The sequence below is a fragment of the Natrialba sp. SSL1 genome (assembly GCF_001861355.1).
Taxonomy (GTDB): domain Archaea; phylum Halobacteriota; class Halobacteria; order Halobacteriales; family Natrialbaceae; genus Natrialba.
The window spans coordinates 1-22,131 of the sequence record NZ_MASN01000034.1 but is presented as its reverse complement, the minus strand read 5'-3'; the positions used below and the strand labels follow the sequence as shown (position 1 = coordinate 22,131).

Here is a 22,131-nt window from a genome sequence, read left to right as displayed (position 1 = left end):
AGTCGGTCAGATGACTTTCCCCCTATCACTTACGGTTTGATACAGCCGTTCGAATTGATTTTCAGGGTCACTTCGGAGCGTATCCCAGTCACCAAACAGAGCAAGATGTTTTTTAGCGCGGGTCATTGCAACGTTTAGTCTTCTTGCACCCTGGCCTTTAGATAGAAAACCGAGATTGCCTTTATTGTTCGATACAGTGAACGAGAGTATCATTGCTTCCCGCTCACTACCTTGGAATGCGTCAAATGTAGAAACATCTATGTCTTGACAATCCTCGTTTTCAAGCGAGTTCACTTTGCGCTGTAACCGATCAGCCTGAGCCCGATATGCTGCTGCGATTCCGAGATCGCTTCCTTCCAAACCGGTATTTTTGAGAAGTCTTGAGGCATACTCAACAACCTCTTCGATCTCTTTCTGATTATATCGAGAAGTGCCATCCCTCTCTTCACATCCGTCAACATGAGAAATCAAAATCGGTGCAATGTTTCCAAGCGGTTCAACCGCTCCCCCGTTCAAAAGCTGACCACCGTAGAATTCCTGATTCGGGAATGCTGCGATATCTTCATGCATTCGATATTGTGTATTGAACATTACACCTAGATCGTTTCCATACAGTCCCTCTTCCCCATACAGCCGTGTGAATGGTGAAATATGACTTGATACGGTTTCCTCTTCATGCTGGTCTGAGTTGCGCACTGGTCCAAGCTGTTTGTGATCGCCGACTAGAATTGTAGTGGCTGCAAGACTCATTGGAATCGCTGCTGATGATTGAGTTGCTTGGGTCGCTTCGTCAATAATTGCCACATCGAACCACTCCTTTCCAAGAGGAACTGATTCAATTCCCGCAGCACTATTATTGGTGGATAAAATCACACTCTCACGTCCCTTCACACCCTGTCCATAGAGTTGATGCACTAGAGGATTGAGACTAGCATCGGGATTCGCTCTCGCAACTCCCAGCCCCTCAGTTCGATCATAGTAGTGTAGACAAGTATCACTAATTTCCTGTACAGAAGAATCACCGAACAAAATGTTATCAACTGCTTTGTTTGTTTCTGCGGTTACCAATACACGCTTCCCAGCCTCAACAAATCTTCTTACAAGCTCCACAATAACGCGTGTTTTCCCGGTTCCAGGTGGGCCTTGGAGACAAGCAATTTTATCTGCAGATAGTGCCTTTTCGATTCCTCTCATCTGTGAAGCATTCTCATATAGCTGGTCGTCCTTTCTCGAAGACTGGGGTACAGAGTTCGACTCGAAGGTGACGTCTCGGTCCCCTAGAAGAATATCACAGTATTCGTTCGGGAGTGCATTGACAGCCTGTCTTTCGCGATCGTAGGGAGTTCTATTTAGAAGTTCCCCAATCTCAACATCTTCGGCATCGGTTATCGCCTCACGTGCTTGTTTGAGCTCTTGGTCAGAGCCTCCCAGCTTATGTAACGAAACGGAAATAGTAGCATTGGAAATGTCTGAGACTATCGCTTCATATGGGTTTCCAGTTTCTCGATCTCCATGTGCATTAGTCCAGAATGGGCGAACCAGCACCTCATTCTCAGGGTAAATATCATATCGGTCAGGAATATTCACCTCATCAAAGTCCTCATGTTCCTCTATCGGAACCTGAAATGAGAAAAAGATCTGTCGATAGTTCCTGGTGAGCATCGCCGTCGGAATGTACCCGAAGTTGTTATCTAATTCTAGAATCCTCGGATTTGTGTTTTTCTCAAAAATCTGCTTATTGGCCTCACGGTCAGCTTCCGCTTCAGCCGAAATAAACAGCTTAAGGCTTCGGCGGTAGGCTTCTCGGTCGCTATCATCGGATTTCTGCGGTGAGACTGTTTGTGTATTCATTAATGTCTCAAAGAGCTACTTCAGTAGTAGCCGTATTGAGATATAAATCAAACGGGAAACTTTCTGTGGAGCTAATTTGAGGGAGAGGGAAACACGACCATAGGGTGTTAGTCGACTCTGTGTACAGTCTGCCCTTCTAAGGAAGCTCGGTTAAATTCCTCAAGATATTTGATTCGCCTCGAAATCTCACTGGTATCCCGGTTGAGCTCACTAGATAATTCTTCGATAGTTTTCGGCCTATCGAGTGCCTGGAGGACTTCGAGCCCCCGGTAGTACCTATTCGTGAGCTCTTGGACGTGGCCCTCGATCGGCGTGGTCACTCCGTACCGCTCCTCGAGTTCGACCAGGGCCTCGTTCGCGAACGTGGCGAACTGATCGTCACCCAGGCGTTCGATCTGGGCTTCGAGTTCAGCCCGGACGACGTCGTAATCGAGGCCGGCCTGCACGAGCATATTCATGTCCTCAATGTCGTCGTCTCGGCCGGCGATCGCCTTGAACAGGAAGATATCCTCGTTGCTGACTAACCGGACCGTCAGTCGATCCGTGTCGAGGAACGGCTCGCTGCGCTCTTGCATCCCGTCGGTGAGCACGAGCTTGTTCGCGACCTGCTGGTTGAAGATGTCGAGGCGACACCCGTCGTCGTTCTCGACGCAGCTCGTCGCCCCCAGCGCCCGGTAATCTGGATCCAGCGATTGAACCTCCGCATACCCGAGGTCCATCAGAACCGCCCACAGCTGACCGTATGCGTCGCCATCCGGGACGACCAGGTCGATGTCTTTCGTCGCCCCCTTGAGGTCGCGCAGCGACATCGCGCCACCACCAATCAGGTAGACCGTGAGCGGGGCTGAGAGACCATCCCCGATGCGCTGGAATTCGTTCTCGATGTACTCGCGTCCGAATGTTGGTCTCATTATGGTAGTGGCACCTCGTAGTCAGCCGCCAACTCCTGGAACTCGTCCCACTCCGGAAGCCGGTCGTCGTCGTCCTCGCCGTGCGTCTCGAGGTAGCGGAGCAAGGCGTCGATTTCGTCTTCGAGGCCATACTTCGCCGCCTGCTCTCGGAGGTCCGCCTCGTCGACGTCGACGTGGCTGAGCAGGAGGAGACAGTACGAGCGGTGGCGACTGCCGTCGTCGATCAGCAGCGTGTGACAGCAGAGCTCCGCCGGCGAGACTGCGTCGAGGTCTTCGGAGTAGACGTAGTAGCGGTGGCCGGTGAGTAGGAACTGGAGGTCGAAGGCCGCGAATCGAGCGAGGCCGGTTTCGTGGAACCCCTCTGCGTCGATCTCCTTCTCGGCCTGCGCGAGGAATTCGTCGTAGTCATCCCAGAGAATCGTCCCCTTCGGGGCGACGGCTTCGAGGCGCTGGCGATGCAGTTGGTGTGCGAGTTCACGGGCGAACTCGTGGAGGCGGTCGAAGTCGGCGTTGAACTCGTAGTGGCCGTCGGCCGTCCCGACGAGACCACGGTCACGAAACCGCTTGAGGACGCGGTTAACCGTGTTGCGGTAGTTGTCGCTCCGGTCAGCGATTTCGGAGACGGTTCGCGGCTGGTCGAGGTAGTACAGCACCTCGAGTGCCTTGCCGGTCAGTAGCTCGGGGAAGTCAATGTGGGAGTGCTGACGAACGAGGTCCTGGTAGAGTTCGACGGCACGAGCGTCCGACGGGACGACTCGTTTTCGCCGCCCGTCGCGTTCCGTGTAGACGAGCCCCTTCTCGACGAGGTCGGCGACAGCACGAGAGAGGTAACTCTCGCTGTGGTCGAGCTTCGTCGCGAGCTCAGAGATCGTGTCGCCGCGGTCGACCGTGGCGAGGACCTCGAGTTCGATGCGCCGGAGCACGGTGTAACATAGTACGAAACTTGTATATAAAGAAGTTTCGAGTAGTGTTACAGGCAGCAATCGCAAGAACCGCCTCCATCGTCTTAACCAACAAAACTATGGACCTGTGGGCAGTGTTGGTTAACACGAGAGGAGCCGATGTCCTACGAACCCCCGACCCCACCGGCGAACCTTCCGACGGAGATCGTCACCACGCTCAACGAGTCGGATCCGGAGCAGCTCCGAGATGTTGCGACGTATGCTGAGGCGCTCGCCGAGCACAAGGAACGAGAGGCCCGTCTCGAGGAGTCGGCAGATCAAGAAGAGGTCGAGAAGCGCCCCGATGACCTCCCAGACGACGTGCCGGCGAAGGCGACGATCACGATCAAGGAAATCAACGACAACCGCTACTACTACTGGCAGTGGCGGGAAGGTGACAAAGTGAAGTCGAAGTACAAGAGTCCAGTTAACCCAGACGAGTAGTCGAAGCAGATACACACCCACCCCACGAGTCCGACGTATCGAGAGATACACTCGTGACCAGGGGTGTGGCGAGCGACCGAACCGAGGGCTAGGCCAAGTCCTCCAACCGACTGTCTCGGAGGACAGATTTCAACACGATACCGGTGTCCTGAACCAGCCGGTGCTCGAGATAACTGCCCTCACCCCGGCCACCCCCGGTCCGAGTTGATTCAACGACACCGAGGAACGCCTGCTCTTTCAACAGCTCGTAGACGCGGTGCTCGCTGAGAGTCTTCGCATCAGCCTTCTCTGTCGTCGCCTGATACCGTTCGAAAATACGGTTGGTCGAAAACCCGTCCTCGTTCGGATTCTCTTCGGTGAGCAGCGCGAGCGAATAGAGGATGAATTTGACTTGGGTCGTCGATCCACGGAGAAGCTCCTCGAAGCGATCGATTTCAGCCCACTCCTGGGCATCGCGAACGTGTTCCTCGACGACTGTATCGACGTTTTCTCGTTCGGCCAGTTCGCCGGCGTGACGAAGAATTTCGATGGCCTTTCTGGCGTCACCGTGTTCTTGAGCGGCTAGTGCCGCCGTCAGCGGGATCACATCATCCGAGAGAACCCCATCGTGGAACGCGTCCCGTCGGTGCTTCATAATCTCGCGCAGTTGATTCGCGTCGTAGGGTTGGAAGACGAACTCCTCCTCGCGAAGACTGGACTTGACGCGTTCGTTCAGCTGGTCGCGATACTCGATCTTGTTGCTGACTGCGATGACGCCCAGGTGGCAATCCGCTTTCCCCGATTCGCGAGCCCGCGAGAGCTGCATAAGAATATCATCGTCATCGAGTCGGTCCACCTCGTCGAGGATGATGATTACTGACTCGTAGGCAGTATCCAGAATCTCCCAGAGATAGTCGTAGTATTCACCGCTGCCAATCCCTGCGCGTGGAATATCGAAGTCAGTCTCGTCCGTCTCGTTGAGTGAACGAGTCACTGTCCTCGCGACGCGTGTCTGTGTGTTGTGCTGCGCGCAGTCGACGTAGACCGTGCCGACGGACACACCGTTCGACTCCGCGGCTCGCCGGGCTCGCTCGGTGACGTGACGGGCAACGAGTGACTTCCCGGTTCCCGTTTTGCCGTAAATAATCACGTTGTTGGGCGGATCGCCACGAACGATCGGTCTGAGTTCAGCAGCAACGGCCTTGATCTCGCCATCCCGGCCGACGATACGGCCACTTTCAGGGACGTGGCCCACCTTAAGCAGCTCTTTGCGAGCGAAAATGTTGGCGCGGTCGGGGTCGTCTTCATCAAAGTCAAAGAGGGGATCGTCAGCGGGATCCTCGTAGCGGCCGTCGAAGTCAGAGAGTTGGGACGGTTCCTCAGCCATCAATATCAGACATCGCGGATGGGACCTACTTAATGATTTGGCTACCTCGACCAGAGTGTAAATCGGGCTATGGTCGTCTTCTGATGTTTTGTCGCTGGCGTATCATCCTCACAAAGAGTCGAGCCGGTCCCGAGTGAAATCGGATTCGGAGCGAGAGTTACTGACGCAGACCGGCACCCCTAATCCAGAGTGAAAACGCCGGACTGGAGCGGGTTTGACACACCCCTGGTCAAGAGTGAATAGTCCTCCATCCGGGAGCAGCGTACTTGGTTGAGACGACACCCCCTGTCCAGAGTGTATCTCCCGAACCGGGTAATCAATCATATCTATGAGAGGACACATCGGCCCTGGGCGTCTGACGCACGGCAGACACCCCTCGTCCAGAGTGAAAGCGCCGGTGTGACGAGCTGGAGTGGAGTGTGAACCTCGAGTGATGGTGTCGAGCGTTCGTCGGCACCCCCAATCAAGAGTGAAGACGCAGGTCAGATCTCCAGCCGAAGCAAAGCAGGGTACAATCGGAACTGTTGGGATTGGGCCTCCTGATTCCGGTTGACGAGGAAGGTCGGGAGATACTAATCCCGATTTCGGCTTTGGTGCCGCTTCGCTGGTTGACGAATAGTCAGAATGACGATTGTTCCTTCAACGTCTCATAATACACGGACGACGGAATCGAACCCCCACACCCCTCGTCCAGAGTGAAACGCTACGAGAGTCCCACAGCTCACCGGGTGGAAACCACACGACGAGTCGGCTGGGAAGTACTGAAATCACAAGACGTGAGGCGTGTATCCCTCTAACAGCGGTCGTCACACAGTCGAAGATCCTCTAAACATACCAATCTTCATAGCATTACCTAGAGGTTTTATTACTACCCACTTCCTACCACTCTCCAAGTGCATTCAGCACGAGAAGAAGGACGAAAGCGGCATTCGTCCGGGTGGTTTCGAACCGCTGCTCGTGTTCACTGTTCCATTTCCTCCGTGTTCTCCCGTCTCAAGCAGTCTTTCCGCGATCCCCGTGGCTTTCTCCCCACAAGAACCACCGTTTCCCGTGGACCCCACCCCACTCTTCTGATTGGTTTTCACTCTGGACGAGGGGTGTGTGGGCGAAGTATTCTCCAACTCCCTTCCGTGTCTCCACTCAGCATTAACCAACAATCCTCCCGATACCTCGATAGTGTTGGTTAAAATCTCTCAATCTCAGTGAAGGCGGCCAAGTCCGTTTCCCGAGTTTCCGCGATCTCGCGTTGAATCTCCGTCCGATCCCAGCCAAACGGTGACAGCACACTCTCGACAGCTCTGACGAGTTGCGTCTCGTAGTACGACGCATCGTACGACTCTATCTCTTCGTAAGCTAACGCGACCCGCTCTCGCGAGCGCTTCTCGTCGTCGACAACTACGTACTCGATATCCTGTCCCGGATGGATGGCGAGGTCCTGCTCTCGAGCCCGCTTCAGCGCCGCCACGTTCTGAGTGGTCTGCGTGTAGCCCTCCAGCGGTTTGGAGACACGATTCCGTTCGACGAGCTGCTCGACCGGCACCATTCCAGCGTGGAGGCGCTTGATCGCGTCCTGAAGACAGTCGAGGACGGCGTCAGGAGATCGAGTTGCATCGAGCCGTTCGAGTGAGTCTCGCTGGACGTCCTCGATGAACGGTGGGGTTGAGCGTTGCCGGGCTTCGATACCGCGTATCTTGAAGTCGTCGTCGCCGTCGACCTTCCCGAAGTACTTCGTCAACGCGCCGGCGTCGCTCTCGCGCTGCGGCACGAACGCCACCCAGTCGTAGTGGGCTTCGTGTTCGAGCCGAATCTCGACGCAGTCGGTGATCTCCGTCGCGAGTGTCTTGAGGTCCTCGCGGTCATCGTCGTTGACGTCGGGGTCCGGAGTCACCCAGATGGAGTCGACGATGCCGTGGACGACGCGCCAGCCGCCGGCTTCCAGCCGCTGTTTCGCCGTCAGGAGAATCTCGCGAGCGAACGCGTTGATTGCCTCGTGGCACTCGATGCGGCCGAACTTCGCGTTGCTAAACCCTTGATAGCCGAAGCAGGCGACGAGGATCCACTTCAGCGCTCCCGATCGTCCCTCGAGTTCTGCCAGTCGGTCCTCATCGGGGTCGTCTCGTTCCTTCTCGCGACGTATGGCCGCCTTGATCTCGTCGCGAGCGTCGATGATCGGCTGCAGCACGTCGACGAGGTAGCCCCGGTCGTCGCAGATCGAGTACCCGAGGCCGGGGACGTCTTCGCGGTCGCTGTGGCAGTCACACCGTATAACGTCCGGCGAGACGTTCCGGGTACAGATGATGTTCGGGTACAACGAGGAGAAGTCGAGTTCGTGGACGTTCTCGTGAAGCCCGACCTCGGGCGCGAAGATGAAGCCGCCGCGGTCGGCATCGTGGAGCGTCCCCATGGGCTTGTAGAACTCGTGACGCCAGGAGTTCCATGGCACGAGAACGCCGCGGTCGTGGGCCTCGCAAATCTGGATCGCCGTGAGCACGTTCCCGATCGACGCCCACGCGAGCTCCTGGACGGGCTTTTTCGACCGTGAGACGAGGTCGAGGACGCCGTCAAGGTTCGTCTCCCCGTAGAAGAACGTGTTCGACCTGTCGATGATCGCGCGGCCGGGTACGTTGTACCGCGCCGGTGAGTGGCCGACGCGACCGTAGCTCGAGTACGTAGACAGGCTTGCGAGCTGCTGGTAGTCGACGTCCGGCCACCGACTCAGCGAGAAGTCGTCGACGCTAGCGTCCGTCGCCATCTCGTGGAGGGTTGGGACGATCTCGCTCGTCGAGCAGACCAGGACATCCGGATGGTATTCTTCGAGCGCCCCCTGGACGGCGGTCAGAATATCCGTCGGCGAGCCAGTGACGGTGTCGCCTGCGACGGACAGCTCCCCATAGACGTCGTTGCTCGTTTCGGTCACCGGGACGCTGAGCCGGAGCGTCGACAGCTCGCTCGCCGGCGTCGGATCGGCGCCGGTCTCCAGACAGTACCGGAACTCTCGCGAAAAGTCCACGTTGAAGCAGGCGAGATCCCCGACTGGATAGTCCGACAGCTGGCGCGCTTGCCGGGCGAGTGGAGTGACGCGGTTGATGTGGACGACGTCGACGGTGAGGACGGCCTCCTCGTCTCGTCGAAAGCCGGGGCGTCGCGTAACCATCTCGGTCGCGACGACGTCCGGGTGCTGGTCGTACACTGACTGGAGTATCGTGAGGTCGAGGTCGGCATCAGGGTCGCGAGCGGCGACGTAGAAGCGTGGGGTGTAGTCATCGCGCTCGGTCGCGACGGCGCCGTCGGCGGTTGCCTCCCACTCCAGGACGCGGCCGTCGTCCAGAAAGTCGATACTGAACGGCATCGTCACGGGTTCGAGTCCGGTGGGGTACTCTCCTGGTCATCGCGTGCTGCGACCGCGGCTTCGAGCTCCTCGAGGCGTTCCTCGTGGTCGTCGAGGCGGGCCTCCTGTTCGAGATCGATGCTGAGCAGCGCCGGCAGCAGCGGATTCTGGTGGTTCAACAGCCCGCTCGCGTCGGCGTGCTCGCGGGCGTACTCGAACAGCCGGTCGAAGCGCGGCTGGTCGCGACGTCGCAGTGCCCGGCGGAACTCTGCCCAGCGCTCTTCGATGGCCCGGAGCGCATCCCGGTACGTCGGGTTTGTGCGCCCCATCGCTATCGGCCTCCTGTCCCGGTCGCCGTCCACGCATCGAGCAAGGGGTCCGCAGTGGCCGCCACCGTCTCACCGTCAGCTGTGACGCCTGTCCCGACACCCTCCGGAGTCGGCGTCGACGGCGTCGACGTTGTCGGTTCCACGCCGACCTGCGTGGCGCGTGCCGCGAGCAGCTGCCGCCAGTACGCGAACGTCGTCTGGTAGTACGCGCCGTCGTCGACGGGATAGACGAGCGTCTCGAAGTCTTTGCCGACGACCCGTGGCCCCATCCGAGTCTGCTCGCACTCCAGGTGGTGGTCGGCGACCGTCGCGACTGACTCGGTGAATTCGTTTCGTTCGTTTCGCGTAACGAGCACCGGGATGTCGTACCCCTCGGCGTAGGTTGCCAACCGAGCGAGAGTTCGAGCCTGAAGGGTTCCCGCGTGGGTTTCGCCGAGGGTATCGTCGGCGCGATACTGGGCGTCGACGGCCGGCGCGACGATGAGGGCGGGCGTGTGGGGCGACGTGTCCTCGTCACGACTTGGTGCCCTTCGACCGGCCGCCCCGGAATCGGCGGTGGACGCCTGGATTGCCTTGTTCACCGCTGTTGGGAGATCACAGACGGCGCCGTAGTGCTGGTAGGCGGTAAATCCGCGTGCGACGTGGATTCGGTTGAGCAACCGTTGACTGGGCGCGATCTGGGCGAGTGTCGTCGTCGTCGCGTGTCCGTTTGCTTCGACCCAGAAGGCGGGCCCGTCGTGCAGGAGGAGATGGTCGAGTACGAGCGACTGCAGGATCGGGACGCCGCGGCCTCCCTCGACGTCGAGCAGCGTGATGCCGTCCTCGAGTGACGGCAACAGCATCTCGTCGGTAGCCGGATCGGCCTGGTCCGCAAGAGACCGATTGCGGTCTGCACCCCGAGTTGGCTGGTCCACCGCCAATCGGTTCGACGTTGAGTGTTCTCTCATACTCGACTAGTTGTCTACCTTCCCGATAAGCCGCGGCGTGGCGCTTCCGCGTTTCAGGAAAAGGCACGAGATAGATGGTAATCCTCCCTCAGTCGTCGTGTTTCTGCGGACGATTGACTGTTTCCGAGAACGTTTCCAGAACCAGACTAGTCGGACCCGCTCAGTTAACCAACATTCCCCGATTCTTCGTGGTTGTTTGTTGGTTAAAGACGTTGCTGCTGACAAGATTCCTGTGCGACCACGTTGAAGATGCCTCCCCCCGAACTACTCGTTATGTGTGGCCGAAACTCCCTCTTCATCGACCAGGCTGACCTCGAGGCCCGCTTCGATGCCGAGGTCGTCACGGACGGCGGGTACACACCCCGATACAACATTGCACCCGGCGACGATCTACACCTCATCACGAACGAGGCCTCCGACGAGATCGACGCCTACCACTGGGGGCTGATTCCGTTCTGGGCGGACGAACCCGAGGAAGGCATCATCAACGCTCGCTCCGAGACTGCTAGCGAGAAACGTGTCTTCGAGCGGGCGTGGGAATCACGTCCCTGCCTCGTCCCCTCGTCAGGTTTCTACGAGTGGAAATCGCCGAACGGCGGGTCGAAACAGCCCTACCGGATTTACCGGGAGGACGACCCCGCATTCGCGATGGCCGGGCTCTGGGACGTCTGGGAGGGCGACGACGAGACGGTCTCATGCGTCACGATTCTCACGACGGAGCCGAACGACTTGATGAACTCCATTCACGACCGGATGCCGGTCGTCCTCTCGCAGGACGCGGAATCTGACTGGCTCGCCGCAGACCCGGACACCCGCAAGGAACTGTGCCAGCCTTACCCGAAGGACGATCTGGACGCCTACGAGATCTCGACGAGGGTCAACAACCCCGACAACGACGATCCTCAGGTCATCGAGCCGCTGGACCACGAGCAATCGGGCCTCGGCGAGTTCAGTTCCTGATCGGTGACGGCGTCACGGTCACTGCATCGGCGACGCCGACGCCGAATCGACGAGCGAGTACTCTCGGTCCCGACTCGTCCCTTCCGCCTCGAGGAGGTTGTACTGCTCCATCTTCGAGAGGTACGTTCGGATAGTCCGCTTCGTCCGCGGATCATCGACGTCCTCGGTATAGCGCTCGTGAATCTCGCTCGGCCCGACCGGGCCGTGCTCGCGAACGATGTCGTAGACGACGCGCTGGTGCGGCGTGAGCGAGTCGAGGCTCTTCTGCTTGATCTGGGCCCGAGCATCCTCGGCGGCGTTCAGGAGAATGTCGTCGGTGATGCGCTCATGGTTCTCGCGATCGGCCTTGCCGGCGGCCGTTCGGAGGATGCCGATTGCGAGGCGGGCGTCGCCGGCGGCCGCGTCGGCGATTCGATATAGCTGGTCGTCGGTGATGACGTCCTCGTCGAGCCCCCACTTCGCCCGCGAACTCAGAATGTCGTACAGCTGCTCGTCGTGGTACTTGTCCATCCGGACGTGTTCGCTAGAGCGCAGCCGGCTCACGAGGCGGTCGTCGACGCGGCTGAACAGCTCCTCTTCCTTGTTCGCGATGCAGATGATCGCGAACTGCGGGAGGCTGTGGAGGTCGTAGATGACGCCGGGGTCTTCAAGCTGATCAACCTCGTCGAGGATGACGACGGTTCGCGGGCCGTCATGCTGCTGGAGGCGGTCGACGAGTTCGTCGTGGGGTGTCGACTGCCGGTGGATGTCGATGGTCGCGCCGAGGTCGTCGAGGATCTGATAGAGCGTGCGGAACCGGGTGTAGTTGCGCCAGCAGTTGACGTAGGTCGTCTCGACGTCGAGGACCTCTTCCCGGAGTCGCTCGGTGACGAATTGCGAGATGCACGTCTTGCCGGTGCCGCTGGGTCCGGTGACGATGGCTGTGTCGGCGGGTTCACCGCTCGTGATGGGCTCGAGAACGCTGGAGAGATGGTTGACTTCGGCGTCGCGATGCTCAACTTCTCGAGGGACGAACCCGGCGCGTAGAACGCGAGCATCGCGGATCATTGTGTTAGTGAGTGACTGGTTCTGCGTCAGACCATAAATACGTGACCGGGTTGTTTCCGGAAAGCAAATCTCACCAATTGGTCATCGGTTGAATACCGGGTCTCTTTGTGGTGATTCAGAAGGAATCTGTCGTGGTGGCTTTTCGGAAGTTCACGGAAACACAAACCTTCCTGAATAGCGAATATCCCCTTGGGTTTAAATATCCAAATTGCGATGTATCGCGTGTGACACCCAACGAAAACGACCCTGTCACCAGCGTGCCGACCGTCGAGGTTCAAAGCCCCACCGGAAGCCTTGACGTGAATGCCCTTATCAAATCAAACGGGGAAGACGATCCGTTTGCCGGCCTGTTTGAGGACACTACTGGAGGCTCCGATACGACATCCGTTCCAACCACAAACCAACAAAACACCGATGTCGTCGATCTCGGAAAAGACCTCCTCGCCGGATACGCCGACTGGAAAGATGGACAAGTTGATCATGATCCACACGATGATCCACTTCGTTACCTTTGGCACGACGCCCCTGAACTCATTATCGCTGCCGCCGTGGCAGGCTATTTCACATACAAGGGCGCTCAAGGACTTGGTGGCCTAGTTTCATCTGGTTCAACAACAGATGAGACCGGCACGTCGACGCAGCCGCGTCTCCCTCTGGAAGATCGGCCGTATCGGGTGTTTGTGAGTCACTCGTGGAAGTACTCCGAACAGCGTGAACGTATTGAGGAGTTCCTCGATGATGAAAATCGGCTGGACTGGCAGAACTTCAGTGTCCCAGAGGACGATCCGATGGAGTTTGAAGATAAGAATGATCTTCGTCAGCAGCTCTATCAGCAGGTTGGGCAGGCAAATGTGGTCGTCGTCGTCGCTGGGATGTACGTCTCGCACAGCGAATGGATCGAGGAGGAGATAGAGATGGCAGACCATTTCGAGAAACCTATTATCGGTGTGCGACCGAACGGGAACGAGCGACTTCCAGCTGTGGTAAAGGAGGAAGCCGATGAGATTGTCGGTTGGCGGCAGAAGTCTATCGTGAACGCCATCGCGAAGCATGCATGATTCACCCTCGGTCGAGTATGGCCCAAGACAGGGGGATGGCAGTACACGATCTTCACCCAGACGGCCAGAGCGTGATAAGACGCTCATCAATCAGTACAGGCACTACACAGAAAGCGTAATGGCGACCGAACAGCGTTTGGATCTGAACTGTTTCTACGGTCCCCTATTCTTAGAATGGCGCAAAGCATCATTCGCCGACACCTTAGCGGAATATGTCTGAATCAACTGACGAGACCTCTGGCGAGAGCGAGCCGAATAATGCAAATCTTGGCGAAAATACCGAGGACAAAGACACGCCTGAAACAGAGCCGGAACACCCCGAAGAGGTTACTGGGGGAGACCCGACCGAATCGGCCGAGCCCAATGCCGTAGAGAATGGGCCGTTAACGAATCTGAACGACGAAGAGACGGATCGCTTGATGGATCAATACATCCACTATGGGGAGGTGGCAATCGAGACTGCGAATCAGCGGGTTCAGATGAACCGATTTTTCGGCTTGATATTGACGTCGATACTAGCCGGACTCTTCGCTCTCGCCCGAGGAAATTTGACGACTACGAGTGCTGCAATCGTTCTATTCGCCTCTGGATTTGGAAGTCTGATCTGTTACTTTTGGTATCAGAGTTTACAGTCGTATCGCCGGCTGAACAAGGCCCGATATGCTATTCTCAACCAAATCGAGTCTGCCCTTCCTGTCCGAATGTATCTTGATGAATGGCGATACCTCAAGCGGGAAAAGCCCGATCCGGAAATCGTTGAGCCCCGACCTGATGACGACACAGATCACCGCTCGCATACGATTGTCGAACAGTGGTTTGTCCGTCTCCTTGCCGCTGGATATCTTACTGTCGGAGGATACGCTGGCGGGTTCATTCTAACTCCTTTGCTCACGGGTGCAGGCTATTCTCTGCCGTCTCCGACGGCAGTCGGGCTAATAACCGGTGCGACCGTTATGGCTGGTTCGATAGGGCTATTCTGGATTCGGAGCTGATGACACCTACTATGAAACGATTCGATATTGGAGACACGGTCCGAATCGATATCCCGGACGTGACAGATCCAGATCACGAGCGTCTCCATGGACGTCGAGGAACAATCGTTGAGATCCTCTCAGACGATGCAGGAACTGTGACTGGTGATCAACGAGAAGGCTATCTTTTCCGGGTTGAAATCGCCAATGGTGACACCGTTGACGTCCGCTGGCGGGATCTTCGGCCAGTTTGATTGGCTATTGTCTGGTGCCACCTCTGTAGTCTAAGTTCACTAAACACTAAGTTAGCGTACTGAATACATCTCGGCATTACGATGCTCTCGCTTCCTCCGCTTGTCGATAACGCCAATAGAACACTAGAAGACGCTTACAAGCGAATTATTCCCCAGATCGAGGAGGGCCGTATCGCAACTGGATACTTTTACCTCTCAGGATTCGACCTCTACCGGGAAGATCTTGAGAACCTGGCTGACCCCGACGAGCTCGGCCACGCTCCGCTTCGGATCTTGATGGGTCGTCAGACGAATAAGGGAACTGCTGACGAAATCGGTGAGGGGCAGAATCTCAAAGCGGAACTCAAAAGAGAGGTGAGAGAAAGCATCTCGGAGCTGAATAACGCTCAGATCGGGCGACTAGACCGGCTACGAGACTTTATCGCCGAAGGCGAGGTGAGCGTGCGTGTGCGAAATCCTGAGAACGGTTACTTCCACGCAAAGGGTGCATCATTTCGAGCGCCACTCAAAGATGACGAAGATTGGGGACAAGACGAGGATGAAGACACCCGCCCATGCGCTACAGTTGTCGGCTCCTCGAACTTCACCAAGAGCGGCCACCAGAACAACATCGAACTGAACCTCACGAGTCAGGACCGACACAAGGCCGAAGCGTTCGAGGAGTGGTACGACAACCAGTGGGCCAACGCTGAGGAGTTCAGTGAGGAGATCATCCGAATCATCGAGAATAGCGAGGAGTACCAGGACTGGAAGGAACAGCAGGAGGACGAGTCCGAAAAGAAGACGTCATCTGAGGGGCTGGGCACGTATCTCGAACCGTTCGAGCTCTACAAGCTGCTCGCCTACGACGAACTAAGTGGGAACGTCAACATCCGTGACAGCCCACTGTACTACTTCCAGAAGCTCGGGTACGAGAGTGCAAAGGAGAAGCTCTCCCAGTTCAACGGGTGCATCGTTTCCGACTCGGTCGGCCTGGGGAAATCATTTATTGGGGGTGAACTCCTCCACGACTACCGCCAACGTGGCGACCACTGTCTCCTCATTGTCCCGGCCAACCTGACTGATCAGTGGGAAGACCTACTCCAGAACGACACTGACGAAGACGGCAATCCGTACTTCGGGTTAGAGGTAGACGGCACGCACCTTGACGTGATTAGTATCAGTAAGTTCCAGAATCTCTCCTACGACGAGGTGCAGGACCTCAAAGACGAGTTCGACGTCCTGCTTATCGACGAGGCTCACCGGTTCCGGAACTACGGAAAGTGGCGACCGAACCCGGACCACGATGACGACTACAAGGGGACGCGACGACACGCGAATCTCAGGCAGCTCCGCGGAAAGACGATGATAATGCTGACCGCGACCCCGATCAATAACAGCGCTACCGACCTGAAGAACCTCATCAGCTTGTTCACCAGCCCGGAGGAACTTCGGAACAAGGCGTCACTCGACTTTGATGCGTTCGACGAATATATCGAGCTCTCGGAGACGCGAAAACGCATCGCAGCCGGGAAAGAGGAAGTCGGCGACGACGAACAGCAAGAAATCACCGAGCAGCTCCAGCGACACTCCTCTGAGATATCGAATATCCTTAACGAAGTGATGGTTCTCCGGACGCGCAAGCACGTCAAAGACCAGATACAGGACAGCGAAGACTTCGAGATGAGCTTCAAGCCGCCGAAACTCAACAAGCAACAGTACTCCCTGCCGGCGGCCTACCAGCCAATATATCGGATGCTTCCCGACGTGATGGACGCCCTCCACCTACCCCACATCACAGTCAAAAACCCGAAAGCAGGGAGCACGCTGAAAGCTCTCTACAAGCTGAACCTCCTCAAACGGCTCGAGTCCTCAACGTACGCGTTCGTCCAGTCGATCGAGACGCTACATCAGAGCGAACGCCAGCTTCTCGGCCTTCTTGGCGAACTTCCCGAGGACGAAGACATCGATATGCTCCGAACTGTTCGGGAAGGGGATGACTCTGAACTCGGTGACTTTGTCGAAGGAGCCGACGCTGCTGAAGATCTCGAACAAACACTCGAAGAATTCGGTTTCGATACCACCGCTATTCAATCGGAAGACGGAGCTGATACCGAGGGAGATGAACTGGCAGACGCCACCATCGGCGAGGTGAAAACGTACATCAGGGAGGACCTCACCCTTCTCTCGTATTTCCTCTCGCAGTTCATCGGTGATGTCGCCCGTGATGCGGGTGATGTGAGCGATTATGCGGTTTCCACGCGGCAATGGCTCGCTGACCACGGTGCTGGTGTCCTCCCCGATATTCCTGAAGAAGAGATGAATCCGATTCTCTACCCGAATAGTGACCTGAGTGAAGTCGACCCTGCCACACGCGACTTTTACGAGGCCGTCTTTTCACTCCGTGAGTTCCGCGACCCGAAGATCGACCGACTTGCAGATGTCCTCACTAACCACGATCAGAAGGTGCTCATCTTCACGCAGTATCGGGCAACTGCAGACTACGTCTATCGAACCCTCTGTGACAACGAGGATTCACCACTCACAGAGGCGAACAGTGCCGTCGTCAAGGGTGGCGACGAGAATAAACAGGACATCATTCAACGCTTTGCCCCCGAGGCGTCAGGCTACCAGCAAACGCTCGCCGAGTCGGGGGACTCAGAGCTACAGTACGTAGTGGCCACTGACACGCTGAGTGAAGGGGTTAATCTCCAGGACGTTCATGTGGTGGTCAATTACGACCTGCCGTGGAACCCGATGCGGATTGTCCAGCGTGTCGGGCGAGTCGACCGGATCGGGAGTACCGCCGAGAAACACGTCCACAACTTCTACCCGGACGGCGACATCGAGGCGGCGATTAAGCTCCTGAAACGCCTGCAGGCAAAGATCAACGATATCGCGCTCATCGTCGGAAAGGAGAACAATATCCTTGATCCGAACGAAGACCAGATTCTCGAAAAGACAGGTGTAGACACGGAGAAGACAATCGGGGAATTACAGGTGGACGAGATTGAGGACTCTCTCCAGAAGTCCCGTGAAATTGACGACGTGAATGAACTCGACGACACGAGCAAGAATCCGCTCCTCCGCAATGCTGGGAGTAATGAACACGCTGCGTTCGAGCGGTACCTTCTGAAGCGAGAACTGAACGAGGATTATGACCTAACTGCGGAAGACTTCGAGTACGCTGAGGACTTCTTCGATGACCCGCCCGAAGAACGGGAATTCCTCTACACAAATGTAACTGACCACGATGCCGGTCCTCGTCCGGGCGTATTCGCCCTTGCCCACCTCTGGTTCGACGATGATGACCACGAGTCCCCGCTTGGTCGCGTCCGTCGTGCTTTCTACTACAAGCCCTTCGCCGACGAGGTCAAAGAGCGGCCCGTGAGCACGCTCAACATTGACCCTTCAGTTGACGGCGAACCGATTACTGGAAATCCAGATACGGTGTTATCGAATCGCGGTGAGATTCAAGCAGTGCTTGACGAGCGTCTGGAGGTGATTCGAGAAGGCCAAGTTGAGGGTGCTTTCAAACAGGGGGAGGCCTTCTCGAAGGAACAGGAGACGATCCTCGATTTCATCAGTCACTACGTTCAGCCGAATCACGGCAATGAGCCGGCTCCTGTCGAAGAGTTCGAAACGGTAGGAGAATGGGCTACCGACATCGAAGAGCGGCTGCAGGAGGTAAAGCTGGCGAACACGGATGAAGACCGAATCCTACGAGAGATCTTTCGCCAGAACGAGCAGTACGACTCTTTCCCAGAGTGGCCGACCGGGGAGTTCCTCAGTCAGCTTGAGGAGTTCTTGGAAGAGAACGTCGAAGCCTCTACTGAATACCAGACGAAACTGATGGGAGAGAGTGATGTACAAGCGAAGCTCGTATGCTGGGGGGTTGTCGGACAGTGATTCGGGAGCTACGGTAGGGGCCCCTTCTGATCCAGTAAATCATATTTCTCCAAGACCAGATCGAAGTACATCTCGTCCATCAGCTTCGGATTCTCAACGCGATGGAAGTCGTCGAGAATAAACTTCACGTCACGACGTTCCAGGCCATACGCGTGGAATGCGGCCGCGTCGATTTCAGCCTGTAATTCTCTGCGTTCTTGATCTTCTACCGCTGTCTCGATTCCGCCGAGTCGCTCACGCATTTCTTTGAATTCTTTCCCGTAACAGTTCAATCGGGCAGCTCGTTCAGCGATATAATGGAACCAGTCATCTCCGTCGGTGAGCCGTGGTAGCTGGGATTCCAATAGCTCGCGCTTGACGATGTGCGTCTCGACTTTAGTTCGCATCAGGAAATCGAACGCAATGCTGTTCAGGAGCCCCGTTGCCACGAAGAGTTCTTGATCCGTAAATCGCCGGACGTAGGGTGACCGAAGTGGGGACTCTGTGAGGTGTTTCTCTTCCGGTTCAATAGCGAACGGCTTGAACGTGTTAATGGTGTGGAGACAGATGACGTCCTTCGGAAGTACCGTCGCTATTATCGTCCGCTCGTCCCGGGATCGAGAAACGTCTCGAATGCCGATTCGGTATTCAGTGCAATCGAGCAGGACATCTTCTTCCTCAAGTCCGTGACTACGGTGTTCGTCGAGTAGTTCATCTACGAATTGAACTTGAGACTTGCTCGTCTCTGAACCTCCAAAGGCGTCGTAGATTGCCCGTTTGAGATTACCTCTGTTGAATTTCTTCTCTCGAACACGGTACTGAGCACTATTCGGTGGATCGTACATCCCCCGACTCCAGTACTGGGGTCCATCTAACGCATCTGTGTGGGTATTATCGTACTGGAACTGGTGGATATTTTTGCCGCCATAGACGGGATAGTCGGCCTCCTCCGGCGATGTCAGGAGCCTATCCTTATCAGTCGATTCAACGAACTCCTTAGTGAGCATATCAACTGTCCAAGCCTCCTCTAAATCTTCATCCAAGGAAGGCTGCTCAACTACCTTCTCCAAGACGCCTACTTCGATCTGCGAGGTGATGGATGGGAAGATTTTCCCTTCTGGAGAATAACTGACGAGTACGTCGCGCGGAATGTTGACTGCCTCATCTTCGATCCTGTAGACTATATCCATGTCACGTTGGTTGAATATCCCCCGAAGAGCTGATGTCTTCCCCCCATATTCGAACGTCAGAATCGCGAACCGGTATCTATCGTCGATAGCCTCAAAGATACCCTTGTTCTCAAACCCGATGAGATTCTCCACGTCCGTGTGGTCCAGTAGATGCGTTCGAAGGTCTTTCCCCATCACTCCCCCGAAAATAGTCCCCGGGAGGAGCAGACTCACCTTCACGCCGTCTTTGGAGAGTCTGAAGACCCGCTCAAGAAAAAGAGCCGAAAGTTCGTTCTTTGTCGGCATCGTTCGACCGCCCACCACCGGAGATTGAAGCTTATAGACATCTCCTTGCGTGAAGAAGTTTGCCTGAGTTTCCATTGAGTCCTTGTAGTCCTCCCATTCCCACGCAACTTCAGGGCTTGAGAGGAGGTCTTCCATCACACCGTCTTTTTCCTCCGACTGATAGGTACGGAACTGCTCATCGTAGCGGATGAAGAAGTCGTCGCGATTCGCGTAGAGCATGTCCCATGGTGGGTTCCCGATGAATACGTCGAATCCACCTTTCTCGAAGACGTCGGCGAACTCCAACGGCCAGTGGAAGGGGGACCACTCCCGAATTTCCTCGATCGTAATGTCGTCAAAGCCAGCGTCTTGGAATTCTCGCCGAAGGATTTCATCAAATTTGTCCCGGTGTTCCTCTATTCTGTCTTCTGCCTCCTTCCGCCATTCTTGAGCTTCAATACTGGTCTCCGCTTTCTTGTGCTTCTTGATGGCTTCTTTCACGTCCTCAAAACGAGTTTTCACCTCCCAAGAATCGAGATCGCTGTCTCCGTCTTCGTTACTCTCGATGTCCGTATCTAGTTGACCGATTAGGCTGTTGCCCTGTCGTACGTTGAAATCGATGTTGGGGAGCGGCTCCACCTCGCTCGGTTCATCCTCGATATCAGCGACCATCGACAACCAGAGCCTGAGCTTGCAGATCTCAACAGCACCTTCGTCGATATCGACTCCGTACAAATTGTTGAGGATGGCCGTTCGCTTTGCGTACAATGATGAGGAGCCTTTTCCAGATTCGATTTCCTCTATCTCTTCTCGCGTTCTGGATTCTAGCTCCCAGCCTTTCCCTTCAGCTTCGAGTCGTTGGAAATACTCAATGCATTGCATCAACTGATCGTCTCGCTATTGGCTGTTTTCGACTTTATCTACGATTGCCGGTGAAATACAAGCTGCTTCTTACAATCTATTCAACAAGTGTATTGACCAGTGCAGTCGAAAGCCACCATCATATCCATCATTTTCATATGAGTAAAGCAACTTTCAGGTGGTATGACTCTCCAGCAGATCACCGCATCCGATATCGCGGGCTGGGACTCTTTACAGGATATAGCGAACTCCTTTGAAAAACGCGGGCTCAAACCACGCCCGAAACTTGGGGGCGATAACGAACTCGTAGTCCAGCTTGATGATGACGAATTCATCGTCATTGTCAATGCTGGCCCCGGTGAGACTGCCACGGACTTCAAACCGGAAAATCGCTCACGGCATACCAACCTTGTTGCCACCAACGATTTCGAGACCTTCACCTTCATTACGCGAGTCCGAAGCTGGGAGGGGCAGCAGCACGGTCGAATTAAGCATCAAAAGATTTCGTTCTCGAAGGAGCAGTTCACGCGGGACAGCGGAGAGAAGAACACTATTCTCCAGAAGCTGAACTCGATCGAGTACGGTTCCTCTGCTGCGATTTATGATACGCTCTACGACACGCAACAAGTCGTCAAGGAGTTCTATGAACAGTTCGAGGAACTCCGGACAGATCTCATTCAAGAGGTTACAGGCATCCCTGACGATCGTGGTGATGCGAAGCAACGATATGTGCAGGTCATTCTTGACCGGATGATCTTCCTATACTTCATCCAGGAAAAACGCCTTCTTGATCGGAACCCGAATTACCTTCATGAACAGCCGAATGAAGTCGTTGACGAGGGTGGTGACCACTACGAAGAGTTCTACGAACCGCTCTTCTTCGAATACCTTGCAGAAGACAAACAGAACCCTGACTTCGGTAGTCTTCCGTACCTGAACGGTGGCTTGTTCGCAAGGAATCCTGTCGAAGAGGAGTTTGAGGACGCGAAATTAGGTGGCTCTGCCGAGGAAACGAACGGGCTCTTCGACGATATCCTCGACTTCCTCTCCGACTGGAATTGGAACGTAGACGAACGACTCGACATCGTCGATCCCAAGAACCTCTCCCCAGCGATCTTGGGTCACATCTTCGAGCAAACGGTCAATCAGAAGGAGATGGGGGCGTACTACACACCGGAAGAGATCACGGGGTTCATGGCCCGACGGACGATCCATCCATATCTACTCGATCAACTCAACAAGGCTGTGGACGCAGACTACGACGAGATCGACAATGTGTTCGGATTCCCCGTGCTCGAGGCAGATAGTAGCGCAGAAGCTGTTGCCGATGGCGGAACCATAACTCAGCAAGTTCCAACGGAAAACGTCCAGACCAGCCATGTGGAGACTCTCTACCACGATATTCTGAAGGAAGCGCACATTCTCGATCCCGCTGTAGGAAGTGGCGCCTTCCTGCTCGCCGCACAGGAGGTGCTGATGGACCTATACATGCAATGCATTGAGTATTTCCAACGACTCGAAGCTGAAGGGAAAGGCTGGGAG

The 22,131-nt window shown here is 55.9% G+C and carries 15 protein-coding genes and 1 pseudogene; 7 read left to right on the top strand and 9 right to left on the bottom strand.

Features of this window, described 5'->3' with window-relative positions; genetic code table 11:
* Positions 1-6: 6 nt before the first annotated feature.
* The 3 genes from BBD46_RS22180 to BBD46_RS10345 form a co-directional block, all read right to left on the bottom strand.
* On the bottom strand, positions 7-1,851 hold the full coding sequence (locus tag BBD46_RS22180) for an AAA domain-containing protein (protein WP_139173565.1): 1,845 nt from the start codon (positions 1,849-1,851) through the stop codon (positions 7-9).
* A gap of 107 nt (positions 1,852-1,958) precedes the next feature.
* Positions 1,959-2,762 (bottom strand): DUF6036 family nucleotidyltransferase, encoded by an 804-nt coding sequence (locus tag BBD46_RS10350; RefSeq protein WP_071401633.1) that lies wholly within the window; start codon positions 2,760-2,762, stop codon positions 1,959-1,961.
* Positions 2,762-3,685: a helix-turn-helix transcriptional regulator gene (locus BBD46_RS10345; protein ID WP_071401632.1), complete on the bottom strand. Its 924-nt coding sequence runs from the start codon at positions 3,683-3,685 to the stop codon at positions 2,762-2,764. The genes BBD46_RS10350 and BBD46_RS10345 overlap by 1 nt, the downstream gene beginning before the upstream one ends.
* A 138-nt stretch (positions 3,686-3,823) precedes the next feature.
* Here BBD46_RS10345 and BBD46_RS10340 point away from each other — a divergent pair, with 138 nt between their 5' ends.
* Positions 3,824-4,147: a hypothetical protein gene (locus tag BBD46_RS10340; RefSeq protein ID WP_071401631.1), complete on the top strand. Its 324-nt coding sequence runs from the start codon at positions 3,824-3,826 to the stop codon at positions 4,145-4,147.
* An 88-nt stretch (positions 4,148-4,235) separates the two neighbouring features.
* Here BBD46_RS10340 and BBD46_RS10335 read toward each other — a convergent pair whose 3' ends face one another.
* From BBD46_RS10335 to BBD46_RS10320, 4 genes are all read right to left on the bottom strand, one after another.
* A complete protein-coding gene (locus BBD46_RS10335; protein WP_049987539.1) occupies positions 4,236-5,513 on the bottom strand; it encodes a Cdc6/Cdc18 family protein in 1,278 nt (425 codons plus the stop codon).
* Between the two features lie 1,183 nt (positions 5,514-6,696).
* Positions 6,697-8,862 carry a type B DNA-directed DNA polymerase gene (locus tag BBD46_RS10330; RefSeq protein WP_171908190.1) on the bottom strand — a complete coding sequence of 722 codons (2,166 nt, stop codon included), beginning with the start codon at positions 8,860-8,862 and terminating at the stop codon, positions 6,697-6,699.
* Positions 8,863-8,864: 2 nt separating this feature from the next.
* Positions 8,865-9,170, bottom strand: a complete 306-nt coding sequence (locus tag BBD46_RS10325; RefSeq protein ID WP_071401629.1) for a hypothetical protein — start codon at positions 9,168-9,170, stop codon at positions 8,865-8,867.
* Between the two features lie 2 nt (positions 9,171-9,172).
* Entirely contained in the window at positions 9,173-10,117 is a 945-nt protein-coding gene (locus BBD46_RS10320; RefSeq protein WP_171908189.1) for a hypothetical protein, read from the bottom strand.
* A gap of 273 nt (positions 10,118-10,390) precedes the next feature.
* Here BBD46_RS10320 and BBD46_RS10315 point away from each other — a divergent pair, with 273 nt between their 5' ends.
* Complete coding sequence (locus BBD46_RS10315) at positions 10,391-11,077, top strand: SOS response-associated peptidase (protein ID WP_071401746.1); 687 nt, start codon at positions 10,391-10,393, stop codon at positions 11,075-11,077.
* A gap of 18 nt (positions 11,078-11,095) precedes the next feature.
* On the opposite strand, the gene BBD46_RS10310 is transcribed toward BBD46_RS10315, so the two are convergent.
* Positions 11,096-12,124 (bottom strand): Cdc6/Cdc18 family protein, encoded by a 1,029-nt coding sequence (locus tag BBD46_RS10310; protein WP_071401628.1) that lies wholly within the window; start codon positions 12,122-12,124, stop codon positions 11,096-11,098.
* A 110-nt stretch (positions 12,125-12,234) separates the two neighbouring features.
* Here BBD46_RS10310 and BBD46_RS23135 point away from each other — a divergent pair, with 110 nt between their 5' ends.
* From BBD46_RS23135 to BBD46_RS10290, 4 genes are all read left to right on the top strand, one after another.
* On the top strand, positions 12,235-13,182 hold the full coding sequence (locus BBD46_RS23135; protein ID WP_253184545.1) for a TIR domain-containing protein: 948 nt from the start codon (positions 12,235-12,237) through the stop codon (positions 13,180-13,182).
* A 212-nt stretch (positions 13,183-13,394) separates the two neighbouring features.
* Positions 13,395-14,174, top strand: a complete 780-nt coding sequence (locus tag BBD46_RS10300) for a RipA family octameric membrane protein (protein WP_071401627.1) — start codon at positions 13,395-13,397, stop codon at positions 14,172-14,174.
* A gap of 11 nt (positions 14,175-14,185) precedes the next feature.
* A complete protein-coding gene (locus BBD46_RS23525; protein WP_071401626.1) occupies positions 14,186-14,407 on the top strand; it encodes a hypothetical protein in 222 nt (73 codons plus the stop codon).
* An 81-nt stretch (positions 14,408-14,488) separates the two neighbouring features.
* Positions 14,489-18,295: a helicase-related protein gene (locus BBD46_RS10290; protein WP_071401625.1), complete on the top strand. Its 3,807-nt coding sequence runs from the start codon at positions 14,489-14,491 to the stop codon at positions 18,293-18,295.
* Positions 18,296-18,303: 8 nt separating this feature from the next.
* On the opposite strand, the gene BBD46_RS10285 is transcribed toward BBD46_RS10290, so the two are convergent.
* On the bottom strand, positions 18,304-20,610 hold the full coding sequence (locus BBD46_RS10285) for an Eco57I restriction-modification methylase domain-containing protein (protein ID WP_071401624.1): 2,307 nt from the start codon (positions 20,608-20,610) through the stop codon (positions 18,304-18,306).
* A 162-nt stretch (positions 20,611-20,772) separates the two neighbouring features.
* Here BBD46_RS10285 and BBD46_RS10280 point away from each other — a divergent pair.
* A pseudogene (locus tag BBD46_RS10280) lies at positions 20,773-22,131 on the top strand (type IIL restriction-modification enzyme MmeI); the annotation flags it as partial.

Coding starts and splice junctions, on each gene's coding strand:
- BBD46_RS10325 (WP_071401629.1), bottom strand. CDS start 9,170: ATGGGGCGCACAAACCCGACGTACCGGGATGCGCTCCGGGCCATCGAA.
- BBD46_RS10285 (WP_071401624.1), bottom strand. CDS start 20,610: ATGCAATGCATTGAGTATTTCCAACGACTCGAAGCTGAAGGGAAAGGC.
- BBD46_RS10310 (WP_071401628.1), bottom strand. CDS start 12,124: ATGATCCGCGATGCTCGCGTTCTACGCGCCGGGTTCGTCCCTCGAGAA.
- BBD46_RS10320 (WP_171908189.1), bottom strand. CDS start 10,117: ATGAGAGAACACTCAACGTCGAACCGATTGGCGGTGGACCAGCCAACT.
- BBD46_RS10290 (WP_071401625.1), top strand. CDS start 14,489: ATGCTCTCGCTTCCTCCGCTTGTCGATAACGCCAATAGAACACTAGAA.
- BBD46_RS10335 (WP_049987539.1), bottom strand. CDS start 5,513: ATGGCTGAGGAACCGTCCCAACTCTCTGACTTCGACGGCCGCTACGAG.
- BBD46_RS23525 (WP_071401626.1), top strand. CDS start 14,186: ATGAAACGATTCGATATTGGAGACACGGTCCGAATCGATATCCCGGAC.
- BBD46_RS10340 (WP_071401631.1), top strand. CDS start 3,824: ATGTCCTACGAACCCCCGACCCCACCGGCGAACCTTCCGACGGAGATC.
- BBD46_RS10330 (WP_171908190.1), bottom strand. CDS start 8,862: ATGCCGTTCAGTATCGACTTTCTGGACGACGGCCGCGTCCTGGAGTGG.
- BBD46_RS22180 (WP_139173565.1), bottom strand. CDS start 1,851: ATGAATACACAAACAGTCTCACCGCAGAAATCCGATGATAGCGACCGA.
- BBD46_RS10315 (WP_071401746.1), top strand. CDS start 10,391: ATGTGTGGCCGAAACTCCCTCTTCATCGACCAGGCTGACCTCGAGGCC.
- BBD46_RS10350 (WP_071401633.1), bottom strand. CDS start 2,762: ATGAGACCAACATTCGGACGCGAGTACATCGAGAACGAATTCCAGCGC.
- BBD46_RS10300 (WP_071401627.1), top strand. CDS start 13,395: ATGTCTGAATCAACTGACGAGACCTCTGGCGAGAGCGAGCCGAATAAT.